Origin of the sequence: Streptomyces sp. cg40, from assembly GCF_050320165.1 — a bacterium.
Taxonomy (GTDB): Bacteria; Actinomycetota; Actinomycetes; order Streptomycetales; family Streptomycetaceae; genus Streptomyces; species Streptomyces hokutonensis.
In genome coordinates, this window is the sequence record NZ_CP190128.1 from 5,968,837 (window position 1) to 5,986,230 (window position 17,394).

At 70.5% G+C, this 17,394-nt stretch carries 14 protein-coding genes; 6 read left to right on the forward strand and 8 right to left on the reverse strand.

Annotated elements, in window-relative coordinates; genetic code table 11:
- The first annotated feature begins 98 nt into the window (after positions 1–98).
- From nth to ACQHII_RS26720, 3 genes are all read left to right on the forward strand, one after another.
- Positions 99–965 carry an endonuclease III gene (gene nth / locus ACQHII_RS26710; RefSeq protein ID WP_427921691.1) on the forward strand — a complete coding sequence of 289 codons (867 nt, stop codon included), beginning with the start codon at positions 99–101 and terminating at the stop codon, positions 963–965.
- 111 nt (positions 966–1,076) lie between these two features.
- Positions 1,077–1,766 carry an NUDIX hydrolase gene (locus ACQHII_RS26715; protein WP_427921692.1) on the forward strand — a complete coding sequence of 230 codons (690 nt, stop codon included), beginning with the start codon at positions 1,077–1,079 and terminating at the stop codon, positions 1,764–1,766.
- A 13-nt stretch (positions 1,767–1,779) separates the two neighbouring features.
- Complete coding sequence (locus ACQHII_RS26720; RefSeq protein WP_427921693.1) at positions 1,780–2,979, forward strand: MarP family serine protease; 1,200 nt, start codon at positions 1,780–1,782, stop codon at positions 2,977–2,979.
- 28 nt (positions 2,980–3,007) lie between these two features.
- On the opposite strand, the gene ACQHII_RS26725 is transcribed toward ACQHII_RS26720, so the two are convergent.
- From ACQHII_RS26725 to ACQHII_RS26750, 6 genes are all read right to left on the reverse strand, one after another.
- The gene (locus ACQHII_RS26725) at positions 3,008–3,187 is read right to left on the reverse strand and encodes a hypothetical protein (protein WP_078532502.1); all 180 of its coding nucleotides are present in this window, start codon (positions 3,185–3,187) and stop codon (positions 3,008–3,010) included.
- 127 nt (positions 3,188–3,314) lie between these two features.
- Complete coding sequence (locus tag ACQHII_RS26730) at positions 3,315–4,265, reverse strand: alpha/beta fold hydrolase (RefSeq protein ID WP_427921694.1); 951 nt, start codon at positions 4,263–4,265, stop codon at positions 3,315–3,317.
- A complete protein-coding gene (locus ACQHII_RS26735) occupies positions 4,262–4,747 on the reverse strand; it encodes a phage holin family protein (RefSeq protein ID WP_327402382.1) in 486 nt (161 codons plus the stop codon). The genes ACQHII_RS26730 and ACQHII_RS26735 overlap by 4 nt, the downstream gene beginning before the upstream one ends.
- 59 nt (positions 4,748–4,806) lie before the next feature.
- On the reverse strand, positions 4,807–6,246 hold the full coding sequence (nhaA, locus tag ACQHII_RS26740) for a Na+/H+ antiporter NhaA (protein WP_427921695.1): 1,440 nt from the start codon (positions 6,244–6,246) through the stop codon (positions 4,807–4,809).
- A 149-nt stretch (positions 6,247–6,395) separates the two neighbouring features.
- Positions 6,396–8,354 carry an acetate--CoA ligase gene (gene acs, locus ACQHII_RS26745; RefSeq protein WP_427921696.1) on the reverse strand — a complete coding sequence of 653 codons (1,959 nt, stop codon included), beginning with the start codon at positions 8,352–8,354 and terminating at the stop codon, positions 6,396–6,398.
- Positions 8,355–8,521: 167 nt separating this feature from the next.
- Positions 8,522–10,840: a bifunctional SulP family inorganic anion transporter/carbonic anhydrase gene (locus tag ACQHII_RS26750; protein WP_427921697.1), complete on the reverse strand. Its 2,319-nt coding sequence runs from the start codon at positions 10,838–10,840 to the stop codon at positions 8,522–8,524.
- A gap of 335 nt (positions 10,841–11,175) precedes the next feature.
- Here ACQHII_RS26750 and ACQHII_RS26755 point away from each other — a divergent pair, with 335 nt between their 5' ends.
- A complete protein-coding gene (locus tag ACQHII_RS26755) occupies positions 11,176–12,447 on the forward strand; it encodes a hypothetical protein (RefSeq protein ID WP_427921698.1) in 1,272 nt (423 codons plus the stop codon).
- Between the two features lie 21 nt (positions 12,448–12,468).
- On the opposite strand, the gene ACQHII_RS26760 is transcribed toward ACQHII_RS26755, so the two are convergent.
- A complete protein-coding gene (locus ACQHII_RS26760) occupies positions 12,469–13,449 on the reverse strand; it encodes an ATP-binding protein (RefSeq protein WP_427921699.1) in 981 nt (326 codons plus the stop codon).
- A gap of 101 nt (positions 13,450–13,550) precedes the next feature.
- On the opposite strand from ACQHII_RS26760, the gene ACQHII_RS26765 reads away from it, so the two are divergent.
- A complete protein-coding gene (locus ACQHII_RS26765; RefSeq protein WP_427921700.1) occupies positions 13,551–14,375 on the forward strand; it encodes an oxidoreductase in 825 nt (274 codons plus the stop codon).
- A 340-nt stretch (positions 14,376–14,715) separates the two neighbouring features.
- Here the strand turns inward: ACQHII_RS26765 and ACQHII_RS26770 are convergent, their stop codons facing one another.
- Entirely contained in the window at positions 14,716–15,558 is an 843-nt protein-coding gene (locus ACQHII_RS26770; RefSeq protein WP_427921701.1) for an HAD family hydrolase, read from the reverse strand.
- A 584-nt stretch (positions 15,559–16,142) separates the two neighbouring features.
- On the opposite strand from ACQHII_RS26770, the gene ssd reads away from it, so the two are divergent.
- Positions 16,143–17,246 (forward strand): septum site-determining protein Ssd, encoded by a 1,104-nt coding sequence (ssd, locus tag ACQHII_RS26775; RefSeq protein WP_427921702.1) that lies wholly within the window; start codon positions 16,143–16,145, stop codon positions 17,244–17,246.
- Positions 17,247–17,394: the final 148 nt, after the last annotated feature.

The following is a 17,394-nucleotide window of genomic DNA, read 5'->3' on the forward strand; positions in this document are numbered from 1 at the left end:
GCTGATCTTCGGGGTCCGGGGCGGATGTCAGTGCCGGGCTCTAGGCTGGCCGGGTGTCCAAATCGCCGGTGAGAGCACAGGCCAAGGGGGCTGGGCGGATGGTTGTACCTCGTGATTCCGCCGTGGGCGAACAGAGCCCTGACGGCGGTAAGAAAGCGGCAAAGGGGGCAAAGGGCGTGGTTGCTGTGAAGGGTGAGTCGCACACCGCCCTCGTCCGCCGCGCCCGCCGGATCAACCGCGAGCTGGCCGAGATCTATCCGTACGCCCACCCGGAGCTCGACTTCGAGAACCCCTTCCAGCTCGTGGTCGCCACGGTCCTGTCCGCCCAGACCACCGACCTCAGGGTCAACCAGACGACACCGGCCCTGTTCGCCAAGTACCCGACCCCCGAGGACCTGGCCGGCGCCGACCCGGAGCAGGTCGAGGAGATCCTCCGGCCCACCGGGTTCTTCCGGGCCAAGACGAAGTCGGTGATAGGGCTCTCCAAGGCGCTCGTCGAGGACTTCGGCGGCGAGGTCCCGGGTCGGCTCGAAGACCTCGTCAAGCTGCCCGGCGTCGGCCGCAAGACCGCCTTCGTGGTGCTGGGCAACGCCTTCGGGCGGCCCGGCATCACCGTGGACACGCACTTCCAGCGGCTCGTACGGCGCTGGAAGTGGACCGAGGCGACCGAGCCGGACAAGATCGAGGCCGCCGTGGGAGCGCTCTTCCCGAAGAGCGACTGGACGATGCTCTCGCACCACGTGATCTTCCACGGCCGCCGCATCTGCCACGCCCGCAAGCCCGCCTGCGGCGCCTGCCCCATCGCCCCGCTCTGCCCGGCCTACGGCGAGGGCGAGACCGACCCGGAGAAGGCGAAGAAGCTGCTCAAGTACGAGAAGGGCGGCTATCCGGGCCAGCGCCTGAACCCGCCGCAGTCCTATCTGGACGCGGGCGGCAAACCGGCGCCGCCGCTGGGATCGGCATGACGACGGCCGCGGCGGTGGCCGTGACAGCGGCCATGGCACCCGTATCGGGGGCCGGATGACGGAACGATCTCGGAGGTACCGGGCGTTGATCGGTGTGAACGGGGGTGGGGGATGACGCGCGCGAGCAATGCCCAGGGCGTGGGGCTCGGCAAGGAGGGCCTGCCGGGCTGGCTGGACCCGGTGGTGCACGCGGTGGAGACGGTCGAGCCGCTCCAGCTGAGCCGCTTTCTGCCGCCGGAGGACGGCGCGGGGAGGCAGTCCGCCGTGCTGATCCTCTTCGGGGAGGGTGATCGGGGGCCCGAGCTGCTGCTCATGGAGCGGTCGAGCTCGCTGCGCTCCCACGCGGGGCAGCCGTCCTTCCCCGGCGGTGCCCTCGACCCCGAGGACGGCGACCCGACGGGCGACGGCCCGCTGCGGGCCGCTCTCCGCGAGGCCGAGGAGGAGACCGGGCTCGACCCCGCAGGAGTGCAGCTCTTCGGAGTGCTGCCCAAGCTCTACATCCCGGTGAGCGGCTTCGTGGTGACGCCGGTGCTGGGCTGGTGGCGGGAGCCGACACCGGTCGGGGTGGTCGATCCGAACGAGACGGCGCGCGTGTTCACGGTCCCCGTGGCGGATCTCACGGATCCGGCCAACAGGGTCACGGTCTCGCACCCCAGCGGCTTCCTGGGTCCGGCATTTCTGGTCGAATCGGCCCTCGTCTGGGGCTTCACGGCCGGGGTCATCGACCGCCTGCTGCACTACTCGGGCTGGGAGCGCCCCTGGGACCGCGACAAGCAGGTCCCGCTCGACTGGCGGTCATGACAGGGTGTCGCTCGTGAATGTGCTGGACATCCTGTTGCTGGTCGCCGCCGTGTGGTTCGCGATCGTGGGCTATCGCCAGGGGTTCGTCGTCGGCATCCTGTCGGTGATCGGCTTCCTGGGCGGCGGTCTCGTCGCCGTCTACACGCTGCCCGTCATCTGGGACGCGGTGACCGACAACGCGGAGGTCTCCACCACCGCGGCCGTCGTCGCGGTCGTCGTCGTCATCGTCTGCGCCTCCGTCGGCCAGGCCCTGACCACCCACCTCGGCAACAAGCTGCGCCGCTACATCACCTGGTCCCCGGCCCGCGCCCTGGACGCGACCGGCGGCGCCCTCGTCAACGTCCTCGCGATGCTCCTGGTGGCCTGGCTGATCGGCTCGGCGCTGGCCGGCACCACCCTGCCGACGCTCGGCAAGGAGGTCCGCAGCTCCAAGGTGCTGCTGGGGGTCTCCCGGGCGCTGCCCGCGCAGGCCGACACCTGGTTCGCGGACTTCTCCTCGGTCCTCGCGCAGAACGGCTTCCCGCAGGTCTTCAGCCCGTTCGCCAACGAGCCGATCAACGACGTCCAGCCGCCCGACCCGGCCCTCGCCTCCAGCGCGGTCGCCACCCGCGCCCAGGAGTCCATCGTCAAGGTCATGGGCACCGCCCAGAGCTGCGGCAAGGTCCTGGAGGGCAGCGGCTTCGTCTTCGGCGACCGCCGCGTGATGACCAACGCGCACGTCGTGGGCGGCGTCGACGAACCCACCGTCCAGATAGGCGGCGTGGGCCGCAAGTACGACGCCAAGGTCGTCCTCTACGACTGGCACCGCGACATCGCCGTACTCGACGTACCGGACCTGAAGGCGCGCTCCCTGAAGTTCGCCACCAAGGACGCGGACAGCGGCAACAGCGCGATCGTCGCCGGCTTCCCGGAGAACGGGTCGTACGACGTCCGGGCGGCACGCGTGCGTGGCCGTATCACGGCCAGCGGCCCGGACATCTACCACCGCGGCACGGTCCGCCGCGATGTGTACTCGCTCTACGCGACCGTCCGCCAGGGCAACTCCGGCGGCCCGCTGCTCACGCCCGAGGGCAAGGTGTACGGCGTGGTCTTCGCGAAGTCCCTCGACGACCCCGACACCGGGTACGCGCTCACCGCCGACGAGATCCAGCCGGACATCGTCAAGGGGCGCAGTGCCAACGAGCAGGTGGACAGCGACAGTTGCGCGCTGTGAAAGCTGTGCCCTCCAAGAGGCGGGTGCGTCAGCCCCGTGGATGACGCAGCCGTACCGAGACCCAGCGGGCCCGGCGGCGCAGAATGCGCGGGATCCCCACCCTGAGGTCTGTGCCCTGGAGTTGCGGGGCGCCCCGTTGGTGGGAGCCCGGACCGTGGTCCGAGCGGCGATTGCGTGCTGCGTCACTGTAGTCGTGCGTCCAGCCCATACCCCGACGTCTGCCCCTGCCCCAAGGTCGATAACCACCCCTTGGGGCCCCAATTGGCGTATGCGCGAGGCAAGTGGCCGTTCGTAGTACAGGTGTTCACGTCCGGATACCGGGCGCGACGGCTCGGTCACCGATCGGGTTCGGGATCCTTGAGCCAGTTGACCAGTTCGGTCGAGAAGGCCACCGGGTCCTCCTCGTGCGGGAAGTGCCCGAGACCGTCGAACAGCCGCCAGCGGTACGGCGCTTCGACGTACTCCCCGGAGCCCGCCGCGCTGCGGGTGCGCAGCACCGGGTCGAGCGAGCCGTGCAGATGCAGCGTCGGCACCCGCACCGGCCGCTTCATGCGCCGGTTGAACTGGATGCCGTCCGGGCGCGCCATCGACCGCACCATCCAGCGGTACGGCTCGATCGAGCAGTGCGCGGTCGACGGGATCAGCATCGCCCGCCGGTACGCCTCGATCGCGTCGTCGTCGGGCGGCTGCGGGCCGGACCAGTCCCGGATCAGCTTGCCCACCAACTCGGCGTCCTCGGCCAGGAGTTGTCGCTCGGGCAGCCAGGGGCGCTGGAACCCCCAGATGTAGGAACTCGCCGCGGACTGCCTGACGTCGGACAGCATCGCGTTGCGCCAGCGCCTGGGGTGCGGCATCGAGGAGACCGCGAGCCGGCGCACCAGCTTGGGGCGCATCGCGGCGGCCGTCCACGCCAGATAGCCGCCGAGGTCGTGGCCGACCAGCGCGGCGTCGGGCTCGCCGAGGGAGCGGATCACGCCGGTGATGTCGAGCGCGAGGTTGGCCGGGTCGTAGCCGCGCGGGGTGCGGTCGCTGCCGCCGACGCCCCGCAGGTCCATGGCGACGGCGCGGAACCCGGCGTCGGCCAGCGCGCCGAGCTGGTGCCGCCAGGTCCACCAGAACTGCGGGAAGCCGTGCAGCAGCAGGACCAGCGGCCCGTCGCCCACCTCCGCGATGTGGAAGCGGGCGCCGTTGGCCGCGACATCCCGGTGAGTCACCTGGCGCCCGCCGGGGAGGGCGAGCCGTACGACCGAAGCGGGTTGTGCCCAAGGATGAGCGGGGTCCGTCATGAGGACGAGCGTGCCACAGCCTCGATGGCTTCGGGGACACGGTCCTCGATCGCCGCGCGCGGATGCGGCTTCGCGTTGCCGAGGACGCCGGCCGTCTCCTTGACCGACGCGGCCACCTTCTGCGGGCCCTTGCTCTTCGCGGCCTTCTTGAAGAAGAGCACGCCGACCAGGCCGAGGACGACGGCGACGAGCACGTTTGCGGCGAAGGAGAGCAGGAAGCAGAGCGCCATGTTCCAGCCGCTCCACGTGCGGATGCCGTACGCCAGCGCGAAGTTGAGCATCGGCAGGGAGAACAGCAGGACCACCGCGGCGACCGTGAACGCGCCGCCGCCCGCCACCCCGCGCTTGACGTCCTGCTTGAGCTGCGCCTTGGCCAGCGCGATCTCGTCGTGCACCAGCGCGGACATCTCGGTCGTCGCCGAGGCGAACAACTGGCCGATGCTGCGTTCGGCGCCGACCGGGCTGCCGTCGGGTGCGCTCATCGCGTACTCCCTCTTCCCCATGTGTCTGAACCGGCATGTCTTTGTACCGTCTCGTCAGATCATGCCGGACCGTCGTTGTCCTCGCCTGCCCCGCCCGCCACTTCGGCGGGCCCGCGCCGCCGTTCGGCGGCCTTCTCCGTGGCGATCCTGCGGTGCTCGGCGGCCTTGCGGTCGTGGAGCGCGGCCATGCGCAGGTGGTACGCCGGGTCGTCCTGCTCGTAGATGTCGGGGATGCCGTCGAGGTCCTCGTCGCGCTCCTCGTCCTCGTACATCCTGCGGTACCGGGCGTTGCGCAGCTTGAGCAACACGGTCGCGCCCAGGGCCGCGACGAGGGAGCCCACGAGGACGGCCGCCTTGACCTCGTCGGTGAGCACCTGGTCGCCGTCGAACGCGAGTTCCCCGATGAGTAGCGACACGGTGAAGCCGATGCCGGCCAGCGAGGCGACCGCGAACACGTCCGCCCAGGCCAGGTCGTCGCTGAGCGAGGCCCGGGTGAAACGGGCCGTCAGCCAGGTCCCGCCGAAGATCCCGACCGCCTTGCCGACCACCAGCCCGAGGACCACACCGAGCGTCTCCGGCTTCGTGAATACGTCGCCCAGCGCACCGCTCGAGATCGCCACCCCGGCGCTGAACAGCGCGAACAGGGGGACGGCCAGGCCCGCCGACAGGGGCCGTACGAGATGTTCGACGTGCTCGCCGGGGGAGTGCTTCTCGTCCTCGTGGGTGGTGCAGCGCAGCATCAGGCCCATCGCCACGCCCGCGATGGTGGCGTGGACGCCGCTGTTGTACATCAGCGCCCAGATCACGAGCGCGAGCGGGACGTACACGTACCACCCGCGCACGCCCCGGCGCAGCAGCAGCCAGAAGACGGCCAGGCCGATGGCTGCCCCGGCGAGCGCGGCGAAGTCGATCCGGGCGGTGAAGAAGATCGCGATGATCAGGATCGCGAACAGGTCGTCGACCACGGCGAGGGTGAGCAGGAAGGCGCGCAGCGCGCTCGGCAGGGAGGTGCCGATCACGGCGAGGACGGCGAGCGCGAAGGCGATGTCGGTGGCGGTCGGCACCGCCCAGCCCTGGAGGGAGCCGCCGCCGGTGAGGTTCGTCAGCGTGTACACGAGTGCCGGTACGGCCATCCCGCACAGGGCCGCCACGACGGGCAGGGCGGCGGCCTTGGGGTCGCGCAGGTCGCCGGCGACGAGTTCGCGCTTGAGTTCGATGCCGGCGACGAAGAAGAAGATCGCGAGGAGGCCGTCGGCGGCCCAGTGGGCGATCGACAGGTGCAGGCCGAGGGCGGCGGGGCCGAGGTGGAAGTGGCTGACGCTCTCGTAGCTGTCGTGCAGGGCGGGGACGTTCGCCCAGATCAGCGCGGTGACCGCGGCGATCAGGAGGAGGACACCGCCGACGGTCTCGGTGCGCAGCGCCTCCGCGACGAAGTTCCGCTCGGGCAGGGACAGGCGTCCGAGCACCTTGCGGGCGGGGGCGGGGCGGGGCGCGGCCATCGGGGGACCTCCGGTCGGTGGGCAGGACGGAACTACTCGCCGACCAGACTTCCCGGCACACCATGAGGGTCACGTTTTGCTTAGTTTACCTAAAAGGGGTGCCCGGCGCGCGCTGCGCCGGGCACCCCTCATGACTGACCGCGTACTTCTCAGTCCTCGCTGGGCGCCGCCGGGAGCTTCGCCTGGATCAGGTCCATGACGGTGGAGTCCGTCAGGGTCGTGACATCACCCAGTTGGCGGTTCTCCGCCACGTCCCGCAACAGGCGGCGCATGATCTTGCCGGAGCGGGTCTTCGGCAGCTCTGCCACCGGGAGGACCCGCTTGGGCTTGGCGATCGGGCCGAGGACCGCGCCGACGTGGTTGCGCAGGTCGTTGACCAGGTTCTCGTCCTCCGCGTTCGCCGTGCCGCGCAGGATGACGAACGCGACGATCGCCTGACCGGTCGTCTCGTCGGCCGCGCCGACCACGGCCGCCTCGGCCACGGACGGGTGCGAGACGAGCGCCGACTCGACCTCGGTGGTGGAGATGTTGTGCCCGGACACGAGCATCACGTCGTCCACGCGGCCGAGCAGCCAGATGTCGCCGTCGTCGTCCTTCTTCGCGCCGTCGCCGGCGAAGTACTTGCCCTCGAAGCGCGACCAGTACGTGTCGAGGAACCGCTGGTCGTCGCCCCAGATCGTGCGCAGCATCGACGGCCACGGCTCGGTGAGGACCAGGTAACCGCCGCCGCCGTTCGGCACCTCGTTCGCCTCGTCGTCGACGACCGTCGCGGAGATGCCGGGCAGCGGGGTCTGCGCGGAACCGGGCTTGGTGTGCGTCACGCCCGGCAGCGGCGAGATCATCATCGCGCCGGTCTCGGTCTGCCACCAGGTGTCGACGATCGGGGTCTTGTCCGCCCCGATGTGCTTGCGGTACCAGATCCACGCCTCGGGGTTGATCGGCTCGCCGACCGAACCCAGCACCCGCAGGCTGCTGAGGTCGAACTTCGCGGGGATGTCGTCGCCCCACTTCATGAACGTGCGGATCGCGGTCGGCGCCGTGTACAGGATCGTCACCCCGTACTTCTGCACGATCTCCCAGAAGCGGCCCTGGTGCGGGGTGTCCGGGGTGCCCTCGTACATGACCTGCGTCGCGCCGTTCGCCAGCGGGCCGTAGACGATGTACGAGTGGCCGGTGACCCAGCCGACGTCGGCCGTGCACCAGTAGACGTCGGTCTCCGGCTTGAGGTCGAAGACCGCGTGGTGGGTGTACGCGGCCTGGGTGAGGTAGCCGCCGGAGGTGTGCAGGATGCCCTTGGGCTTACCCGTCGTGCCGGACGTGTAGAGGATGAACAGCGGCTGCTCCGCCTCGAACGCCTCCGGTGTGTGCTCGGCCGACTGCCGCTCGACGATCTCGTGCCACCACACGTCGTGGCTGTCGTCCCAGGCGACCTCCTGCCCGGTACGCCGTACGACGAGCACGTGCTCGACGTTGTCCACCTTCGTGAGGGCCTCGTCGACGGCCGGCTTGAGCGCGGACGGCTTGCCGCGCCGCCAGCCGCCGTCCGAGGTGATGACGACCTTGGCGTCCGCGTCCTGGATCCGGGTCGCGAGCGCGTCCGCCGAGAAGCCGCCGAACACCACCGAGTGCGCGGCGCCGATGCGCGCGCAGGCCAGCATCGCGACCGCGGTCTCCGGGATCATCGGCATGTAGACGGCGACCCGGTCGCCCTTCTGGACTCCCAGCTCCAGCAGGGCGTTCGCGGCCTTGGAGACCTCGTCCTTCAGCTCGGCGTAGGTGATCGCGCGGCTGTCGCCGGGCTCGCCCTCGAAGTGGATGGCGACCCGGTCGCCGTTGCCCGCCTCGACATGGCGGTCCACGCAGTTGTACGCGACGTTGAGCGAGCCGTCCTTGAACCACTTGGCGAACGGCGGGTTCGACCAGTCCAGCGTCTCGCTCGGCTCCTTGGCCCAGCTCAGGCGGCGGGCCTGCGCGGCCCAGAAGCCGAGCCGGTCAGCCTTGGCCTGCTCATACGCCTCCGCCGTGACATTGGCGTGCGCCGCCAGGTCCGCGGGGGGTGCGAACCTGCGCTCTTCCTTGAGCAGGTTGGCCAGGCTTTCGTTGCTCACGGCATCTGCCTTTCCCAGGGTGTCCGTTGTGTCCCGGGCCAGCTCATCAGACCCGGGGGTCCGATGACAAGGGTCGTCGAAATATTGGTTTAGACCTGTCATCGGACCTGCGGGCGGATCCGCGTGGCGGGGGTCTTCCGTACCCACGGACGCCGGGTGAACGAGGTTCAGGCCGACGCGTCCATCACCCCCACCCGATCGAACAACTCGTCCTCCTCGCTCAGCAGATACGCCTGCGCCTCACCCACGTGGAAGTACATCCCGTTGAGCTCCAACTCCCCGTCCCGCAGGGCTCGCGCCACCGACTCGTGCCCCCGCAGATGCTCCAACTGCTGCACCACATTGGTCAGACACAGCTGTTCTACGGCGTCCGCGGGCGCCCTGGTGGCGAGCCGTGCCCAGGGCCGGTCGTCGTCGGCCATCCGCTCCAGGCTCGGCCGCCCGTGCCGCAGCCACCGCTTGAGGGGTGAACGGGCCTCTCCCGGCCGGGAGTTGAGCAGCGCCTGCATGGCTCCGCACCCCGAGTGCCCGCACACGGTGATCGATCTCACGCGCAGCACGTCCACCGCGTACTCGATGGCCGCCGCCACCGAGTCGTCGCCGCTCTCCTCGCCGGGCGGCGGCACGAGGTTGCCCACGTTCCGCACGACGAACAGGTCGCCGGGACCACTGGAGGTGATCATCGACGTGACCAGCCGCGAGTCGGCGCAGGTCAGGAAGAGCTGCGAGGGCTGCTGCCCCTCCCTGGCCAGCCGGGCCAGCTCGTCCCGCACCAGCGGCGCGGTGTTGCGCTGGAACGCGCTGATGCCACGGGCGAGTTGACGATCGGCGGCGGGACCACCGCTGCCGGTCGCCGACCGCGGGCGCTCGCACCGGTGCTCGCGCCACGGCGTCCAGGGGTGACAGCGGCAGGCCTCCGCACCCGTGGTGCCGGCGCTGACTCCCGTACGGCGGCCCGTCAGTTCGGCGGAGCCTCCCCGCGCGGTGTGCGCGTTCTGCCAGTCCTGCAGCGACTCGTACGCCGCGTGGTCCATGAACGAACCGTCCAGCTCCACGACGGCGTGGGCGCCCTGGGGTACGAGATGCAGGGTGCGGCTGAGCCGCGGCACCGCGAGGAACGTCAACTGCCCTCGGACGTGTACGTGATGGACTCCTTCCTTCTCGTCGTGCGTGATGCGGGTGTGGGTGAGGCGGTGCAGGGCGACGGCCACCGCCACGGCGACCCCGAGGAGCACGCCCTCCAGGACACCGAAGACGACCACGCCGAGGGTGGTGACGGCGTAGACCAGCACTTCGCGGTGGCGGGTCACCGTGCGGATGTGGTGCAGGGACACCATCTGGATGCCGACGGCCATCACGAGTGCGGCGAGCGAAGCGAGGGGGATCAGCTCCAGCACGGGGACCATCAGCAGCGCGGCGATCACTACGAGAACGCCGTGCAGCATCGTGGAGTTCCGGCTCACGGCACCCGCTTGCACATTCGCCGAACTCCGTACGGCCACGCCCGCGACCGGCAGTCCGCCGAGCGCGCCGGAGACGATGTTGGCGGCGCCCTGGCCCAGCAGTTCGCGGTTGAGGTCGGAGCGGCCGACGCGGGCGGAGAGCCCGGGCCGCCCGGCGACCAGCTTGTCCACGGCGACCGCGCCCAGCAGCGACTGCACGCTGCACACCAGCGTGGTGGTGAGGACGGCGGCGGCGAGGCCGAGCACCGGGCCCTCGGGCAGTCCGGCCAGCGCGTGGCTGCTCCAGGACGGCAGGTCGACCTTGGCGAGGGTCAGCCCGGAGAGGGAGGCGGTGAGCGTGGCCCCGGCGACGGCGACGAGCGCGGCCGGGATCTTCCGCATCAGCTGCCCGAGCCGGCCGGGGACACGCGGCCACAGCAGCAGAAGGGTGAGGGTCAGCGCGCTCATCGCGACGTCGGCGGGGTGCAGGTCCGCCAACTGGGCGGGCAGTGCGCGGAGGTTGGCGAGGACCGAGCTCTGCGGGGTGCCGCCCAGCACGATGTGCAGCTGGGCGACGGCGATGGTGACACCGATGCCGGCGAGCATGCCGTGCACGATCGCGGGGCTGACGGCGAGCGCGGTGCGGGCCACGCGTACGCAGCCCAGGGCGAGTTGGGCCAGGCCCGCGAGGACGGTGATCGCGCAGGTCGTCCGCCAGCCGTAACGGTGGATCAGGTCGGCGGTGACCACGGTGAGTCCGGCGGCCGGGCCGCTGACCTGGAGGGGGCAGCCGCCGAGCAGCCCGGCGACCAGGCCGCCCGCGGCGGCGGCGACCAGGCCGGCCTGGAGGGGAGCGCCGGTGGCCAGCGCGATGCCGAGGGACAGGGGCAGGGCGATCAGGAAGACCGCGACGGACGCCGACACATCGGCGCCCGCGATCCGGAAGCGGCGGTGCGGGGGCGGCGGCGGGCTGTGGGGTGGGTGGACGCGCTTCGTCCGATCGGTGTTCGAGTCGGTGGCGCGGGTGGGTACGCAGGCTGACATGTCTTCCCGTCTCCTCCGGGGCAGCGCGGTCGCGGAACTGGTGGTCCCCGTCGATGGCGGGGGTCGGTCGCGGCCGTGGGTCACGGCGTGCAGCGGCGGGATATCTCAACGCTCGGTAAATGGATAGTAATGCAGAGTAAAGGTCAAGCATAGACTTTGCGGGCAAATGGGTTAATAAGTCACCTCGAAGGGTGAAGTGAGAATTTCATCGGCTTGTCGTACTAATCCCACCTTCGGCCCCGTGCGACCTTGGCGGCGCTGCCGGGAATCCCGGCACATCGCCAGAAAACGCCCTGATCGGCGTCGGTCCGAACGAAGGAAGAAGGTGGGCGGACATGGCCGCCACCCAGAGGATCACCGCGGGCGCCGTGATCGCCGCGGCCTGTGCCGCGTCGCTCGCCGGTTGCGCGATCGGTGACAACGGTTCCCCGCACGGAGCGAACGGTCCGCACAAGGCGGCGCCCGCCCCGGCACCCAAGAGCGGAGTCCGCCTGATCGGGGACGGCTCCACGTCGTACACCGGGGCGCAGCCGCATCTGCCCAGACCGGAGCGGCTCAAGCCCGGTCAGAAGCCCCCGCAGTTCGTGGTGTTCTCCTTCGACGGCGCGGGCGAGGACAGCCAGAAGCTGTTCTCCCACTTCCGCAAGGTCTCCAAGGCCAACCACGCGAACATGACGTACTTCCTCAGCGGCGTGTACATGCTGCCGGAGGACAAGCGCGACCTCTACAAGCCCCCGGAGCACTCGCCGGGCAGCTCGGACATCGGCTTCAACGACGAGCAGGGCATCTCCGACACCGTGAAGCAGCTGCGTCTGGCGTGGCTGGAGGGCAACGAGATCGGCACCCACTTCAACGGTCACTTCTGCGGCAAGAACGGCGGGGTCGGCGAGTGGTCGGTCGCCGAGTGGAAGAGCGAGATCGCCCAGGCGAAGCAGTTCGTGAAGACCTGGAAGACCAACTCCGGGATGAAGAAGGCGTCTTCGCTGCCCTTCGACTACGACAAGGAACTCGTCGGCGCCCGCACGCCGTGTCTTGAGGGCCAGGCCAACTTCATGAAGGCGGCGAGCCAGTTGGGCTTCCGCTACGACACCAGCGGGGTCAACGACCAGATCTGGCCCAAGAAGAAGGAGGGGCTGTGGGACCTGTCCATGCAGCTCGTCCCCTTCCCGGGCCACTCCTACGAGCAGCTGACCATGGACTACAACTTCATGGTCAACCAGTCCGGCACGCAGACCCAGGGCGACCCCGACAAGTACGAGCAGTGGGGCGACGAGATGCGTGACGGCCTGCTCAAGGGCTTCGACCGGGCCTACGACGGCAACCGCGCGCCCCTGGTCATCGGCAACCACTTCGAGTCCTGGAACGGCGGCACCTATATGCGTGCCCTCGACGAGGTCATCGAGAAGGTCTGCAACAAGCCCGAGACGCGCTGTGTCTCCTTCCGGCAGCTGGCCGACTGGCTGGACGCCCAGGACCCGGGGACCCTGGCGAAGCTGCGCACCCTGAACGTCGGCGAGGCGCCGAAGCCGGGCTGGGCGTCCTTCCTGACCGGCCGCCCCGCGCCGGCCCCGAAGGGCGTGCCCGGGGCGCCGGCGGTCAAGCAGTAACGGGTCGGCAGGGCGCGCGCCTCACACCGGGGCGGTGACGCTCTCGTCGAGCACGAACCCGGGGTCGACCTGCGCCGCCAGGTCGGCCCCGGTGCGCTCGTTGCCCCAACTCCGGGCGTTCTTCAGGTGGAAGTGCACCATCTGCTGCGTGTAGCGCTCCCAGTCGCGCAGTTCGTACGTCGCGTCGGCGGCGATCTCCAGCATGCGCAGGGCGCGCCGGTTGACGTCCTCCAGGAGCTCGAACCGGGGCGGGCGGCCCTTCTCCATGGCGCGCACCCAGTCCGAGTGCCCCACCGTCACCAGCAGGTCGTCCCCGACCTCGGCGCGGAGGAAGTCGAGGTCGTCCTGGCCCTGCACCTTGTTGCCGACGACCTTCAGGACGACGCCGAAGTCGCGGGCGTACTCCTTGTACTGGCGATAGACGGAGACCCCCTTCCGGGTCGGCTCGGCCACCAGGAACGTGATGTCGAAGCGGGTGAACATGCCGGAGGCGAAGGAGTCCGAGCCCGCCGTCATGTCCACCACGACGAACTCGTCGCGCCCGTCCACCAGGTGGTTCAGGCACAGCTCCACCGCTCCCGTCTTGGAGTGGTAGCAGGAGACCCCCAGGTCGGCGTCCGTGAAGGGGCCCGTGACCATCAAACGGGCGGTGCCGCCGTCGAGTTCCACCGGGCGCGCGCAGGTGTCGTAGACCGGATTGTTCTCACGCACCCGCAGCAGCCGGGAGCCCGTGCCGGGCGGGGTGGTCTTGATCATCGTGTCGGCGGAGGCGATGCGCGGGTTGCTGCCGCGCAGGTAGTCCTTGATCAGGGGGAGGTGCTCGCCCAGTGCGGGCAGTGCGGCGGCCTCCGCCTCGTCCAGGCCGAGCGCGGGGCCCAGGTGCTGGTTGATGTCCGCGTCGACGGCGACGACGGGTTGGGCGGTGGCCGCGAGGTGGCGGACGAACAGGGAGGACAGGGTGGTCTTTCCGCTGCCGCCCTTCCCGACGAAAGCAATTTTCATGTTCACGAAGAGTAGTCGGGTTGTAGCTGTATGTGGCAGGTGTGCGTGAAGAAGACCACTCCATCGTGGGGCGCGCCGCCGGGATGGCTACTGTCGTACTCATGAGTACGACAGGTGGGACCGCCGATCCGCTCGCGGCCCTGGGCACGCTGCCCGGAGTGGCCGAGTCCGTCGAGTCCATGCGCAAGGCCGTGGACCGCGTCTACGGGCACCGGGTCATGCGGCGCCGCAGCAACGAGATCACCGCCGAGGCGGCACTGCGCGGGGCCCGTGGCTCCGCCGCGCTCTCCGGGGCCGACTGGGCACTCGAAGAGGTCCGCCGGCGCACCGACTTCAGCGGCGACCCGGAGGCCCGCACCATGGGCGCGGCCCTGCGGCTGTCCGCCGAGGCGGGCCAACTCCTGTCCATCTGGCGGCAGTCGCCCCTCAGGGTGCTGGCCCGGCTGCACCTGGTGGCCGCCGCGAGCAAGGAGGGCGAGGTCGGACGGCCCCGCCAGGAGGGCGAGCCGGTCGACGAGCCGCTCGTCGAACTGCCCCTCCCCGGTGCGGCCGAGGTCTCGGCGCGCCTGGACGGACTCTCGGAGCTGATCATCGCGGGCGGTTCGGCGCCGGCGCTGGTGACGGCCGCCGTCGTGCACGGCGAACTGCTCGCGCTGCGCCCCTTCACCTCCCGCAACGGACTCGTCGCGCGCACGGCCGAGCGGATCGTCCTCATCGGCAGCGGCCTCGACCCGAAGTCCGTGTGCCCGGCCGAGGTCGGCCACGCCGAACTCGGGCGCGCGGCCTATCTGGCCGCCCTGGACGGTTATGTCTCCGGCACCCCGGAGGGCATGGCCGCGTGGATCACCCACTGCGGGCGGGCCGTCGAACTGGGTGCGCGCGAGTCGACGGCGGTGTGCGAGGCGCTCCAGCGCGGAGCGGCCTGACACAGGAAAACGGCCCCCTACGGAGGGGGCCGTTACGGGTTGCGGCGGTACGAGGATTCGTACCGCCGCTGGCATGTTCCACCGGGTTACCAAGCGTCCTCGAAATATTGCCCATCAGGTCGGGAACATTGCCCGTCACCTGGTGCGGCTGGCCCGTAATCGACGGGTCGACGTCGCGTGGGTGCTCGGTGTTCATGCGCGGTCCGTGGGGCCAAATGCGTTATTAAGGTGATCCTTTCGGATGTCCTTGGTCTCGCGGGCCGTTGAATCCTTTGTACTCCCGGACCGGGGGAAGCGGAACCCCTTACCGCGCTTCTTTACTTTTGCGCTCAAAGGGTCATTAACCGGCGTAAACGGTCGCCGCCCTGCGTCGGCTCGCGTACCAGACGAGCCCCGCCGTGGCCGCCGCCGCACCCACGGCCGCCGCCACCACGAGCGCCGGGCGGGGCGGCACGGTGAGTGTGGGCAGCCGCTGCTTGAGCCGGACCGGGCGGTTGAAGTCCAGAATCGGCCACCCGCGCGCGAGTGCCTCTTTGCGCAGCGCGCGGTCCGGGTTCACGGCATAGGGACGGCCCACGGACTGGAGCATCGGAACATCGGTCGCCGAGTCGCTGTAGGCGTAGCAGCGGTCGAGGTCGTAACCCTCGGACTGGGCCAGCTCCTTGATCGCCTCGGCCTTCGTCGGGCCGTACGCGTAGTACTCCACCTCGCCCGTGAAGCAGCCGTCGTCGCCCACCACCATGCGGGTCGCCACCACCCGGTCCGCGCCCAGGAGTTCACCGATCGGCTCGACCACCTCGGCGCCCGACGTGGACACGATCACCACGTCGCGGCCGGCGCGGTGGTGTTCCTCGATGAGGGAGGCCGCCTCGTCGTAGATGATCGGGTCGATCAGGTCGTGCAGGGTCTCGGCGACGATCTCCTTGACCTGCTGGACGTTCCAGCCGCGGCAGAGCGAGGACAGGTACTTGCGCATCCGCTCCATCTGGTCGTGGTCGGCGCCGCCCGCGAGGAAGACGAACTGCGCATAGGCGGTCCGCAGCGCGGCCCTGCGGTTGATCAGTCCGCCTTGGTAGAAGGACTTGCCGAAGGTGAGCGTGCTCGACTTCGCAATGACCGTCTTGTCCAGGTCAAAGAAGGCTGCTGTGCGGGGCAAGGAGTGGTTTTCCACAACCCAGAGCATAGGCGCAGCCCATTCGGCGTAAGGTGTGGCGCGTGGGTTTGCCTGAGAGGGCTCTCGGGTACACCATGGAAGTCACGGATCGTTCGCGACCGTGCTAACGCGGCCCGGCTCCTCCCCCCCCGAGTCGGCCGTGAAGGCGACCCCCACTCTCCCCCCCGGTGGGGGTCGTCGCATGTCCGGACCCGTTTTCACTTTCCGTGCGTGGTCGTGAGGGCATCGCGAGGCGGCTGAGGCCGCCTTTTTTCATGCCCTGAGCCCGTCACCGTGCGTAGCTGTGGGGCTGCGCTGCGGAACTCGCACAGAGGCCAGTACGGGGGTCACCGGTATGGGTGACGGCGATATTCACAGGCCCCGCGTTGTCCACAGTTTTCGACCAAGATCCACACGATTTCCGGGATGCCCGCACCGTGATTCCAACGCGTCCCCGCTCGCGGCGAGTTCATGGCCGGTTCCGTTTGTCGGACGCGTTCGGGCCGGTTTCTGTCGGCCGTGCATATGGAGGCCGATCGCCGGTTCTTCACACGTTTGGGAATCGCGGGACCGCAGGGGTCAGGCGAGAGACACATCGATGGGGGATGGAAAGAATGGCCGGAACTGTCACACACGATCCGCCACCCGCCGCCGGCGGGCGACAGGGCGGACCGCTGATCGTCACCGAGGACGCCGAACTCCTCGACGACCTGCTGCGTCTGTGCGCGGCGGCCGGCGCGACACCCGAGGTCCATCCCGGGGTCCCGGAGCGCCGGGGCGGCTGGGAGACGGCACCGCTCGTCCTGGTCGGCGACGACGCGGTACGGCGGGTGCGCGGGGCCGCCCGCCGCAACGGAGTGGTGCTGGTCGGGCGGGACCAGGACGACTCCGGGGTCTGGCGGCGGGCCGTCGAGATCGGCGCGGACCACGTCCTGATGCTGCCCGACGGCGAGCAGTGGCTCGTCGACCGCATCGCCGACGTGGCCGAGGGCGTCGGCCGCCCCGCGCTCACCGTCGGCGTCATCGGGGGCCGCGGCGGGGCCGGAGCGTCCACGCTCGCGTGCGCCCTCGCCGTCACCTCCGCGCGGGAGGGACTGCGCACCCTCCTGGTGGACGCGGATCCCCTCGGCGGCGGACTCGACGTACTCCTCGGCGGAGAGAGCGCGGAGGGCCTGCGCTGGCCCGCGTTCGCCGCCTCGCGCGGCCGGGTCGGGGGCGGCGCCCTGGAGGAGTCCCTCCCCGAACTCCACTCGCTCCGGGTGCTCAGCTGGGACCGCGGCGACTGCGTCGCAATCCCGCCGCAGGCCGTCCGCGCGGTGCTCGCCGCGGCCAGAAGGCGCGGCGGCACGGTCGTCGTCGACCTCCCGCGCCGCATCGACGACGGGGTCGCCGAGACCCTCGCCCAACTCGACCTGGGCCTCCTGGTGGTCCCCGCCGAGCTGCGCGCCGTCGCCGCGGCCGGCCGGGTGGCGTCCGCCGTCGGCATGGTCCTGCGCGATCTGCGCGTGGCCGTCCGCGGGCCGTACGCCCCCGGCCTCGACGACCGGGAGGTGGCCCGCCTGCTCGGACTGCCGCTGGCGGGCGAAGTGCCGCTCGAATCGGGCCTGTTGCGGCCGCACGAGGGCAAGGCGCCGCCGGGGGCGGCCGGGAAGGGGCCGCTGGCGCGGTTCTGTCGGGAGTTCTGGGAGCGGGCGCTGGTCGAGGCGGGTGGCGTATGAGGCGGCCGGTGAGGAGCGCGGGGGATTCCGGGCGGGGTGGGGTGTCCTCCTTCCGGAGTGGTGCGGCGGGTGCGTCGAGGGGCGGGCCCGTCCGAGACGGCGGCTCGGCGGGTGCGTCGGTCGGGGACGGCGGATCGGCAGGTGTTCC

What these genes read in the sequence shown, in the direction of transcription:
- nth (WP_427921691.1), top strand. Translation starts at nt 99, where the DNA reads ATGGTTGTACCTCGTGATTCCGCCGTGGGCGAACAGAGCCCTGACGGC.
- ACQHII_RS26715 (WP_427921692.1), top strand. Translation starts at nt 1,077, where the DNA reads ATGACGCGCGCGAGCAATGCCCAGGGCGTGGGGCTCGGCAAGGAGGGC.
- ACQHII_RS26725 (WP_078532502.1), bottom strand. Translation starts at nt 3,187, where the DNA reads ATGGGCTGGACGCACGACTACAGTGACGCAGCACGCAATCGCCGCTCG.
- ACQHII_RS26730 (WP_427921694.1), bottom strand. Translation starts at nt 4,265, where the DNA reads ATGACGGACCCCGCTCATCCTTGGGCACAACCCGCTTCGGTCGTACGG.
- ACQHII_RS26735 (WP_327402382.1), bottom strand. Translation starts at nt 4,747, where the DNA reads ATGAGCGCACCCGACGGCAGCCCGGTCGGCGCCGAACGCAGCATCGGC.
- nhaA (WP_427921695.1), bottom strand. Translation starts at nt 6,246, where the DNA reads ATGGCCGCGCCCCGCCCCGCCCCCGCCCGCAAGGTGCTCGGACGCCTG.
- ACQHII_RS26750 (WP_427921697.1), bottom strand. Translation starts at nt 10,840, where the DNA reads ATGTCAGCCTGCGTACCCACCCGCGCCACCGACTCGAACACCGATCGG.
- ACQHII_RS26755 (WP_427921698.1), top strand. Translation starts at nt 11,176, where the DNA reads ATGGCCGCCACCCAGAGGATCACCGCGGGCGCCGTGATCGCCGCGGCC.
- ACQHII_RS26760 (WP_427921699.1), bottom strand. Translation starts at nt 13,449, where the DNA reads ATGAAAATTGCTTTCGTCGGGAAGGGCGGCAGCGGAAAGACCACCCTG.
- ACQHII_RS26765 (WP_427921700.1), top strand. Translation starts at nt 13,551, where the DNA reads ATGAGTACGACAGGTGGGACCGCCGATCCGCTCGCGGCCCTGGGCACG.
- ACQHII_RS26770 (WP_427921701.1), bottom strand. Translation starts at nt 15,558, where the DNA reads ATGCTCTGGGTTGTGGAAAACCACTCCTTGCCCCGCACAGCAGCCTTC.
- ssd (WP_427921702.1), top strand. Translation starts at nt 16,143, where the DNA reads ATGGCCGGAACTGTCACACACGATCCGCCACCCGCCGCCGGCGGGCGA.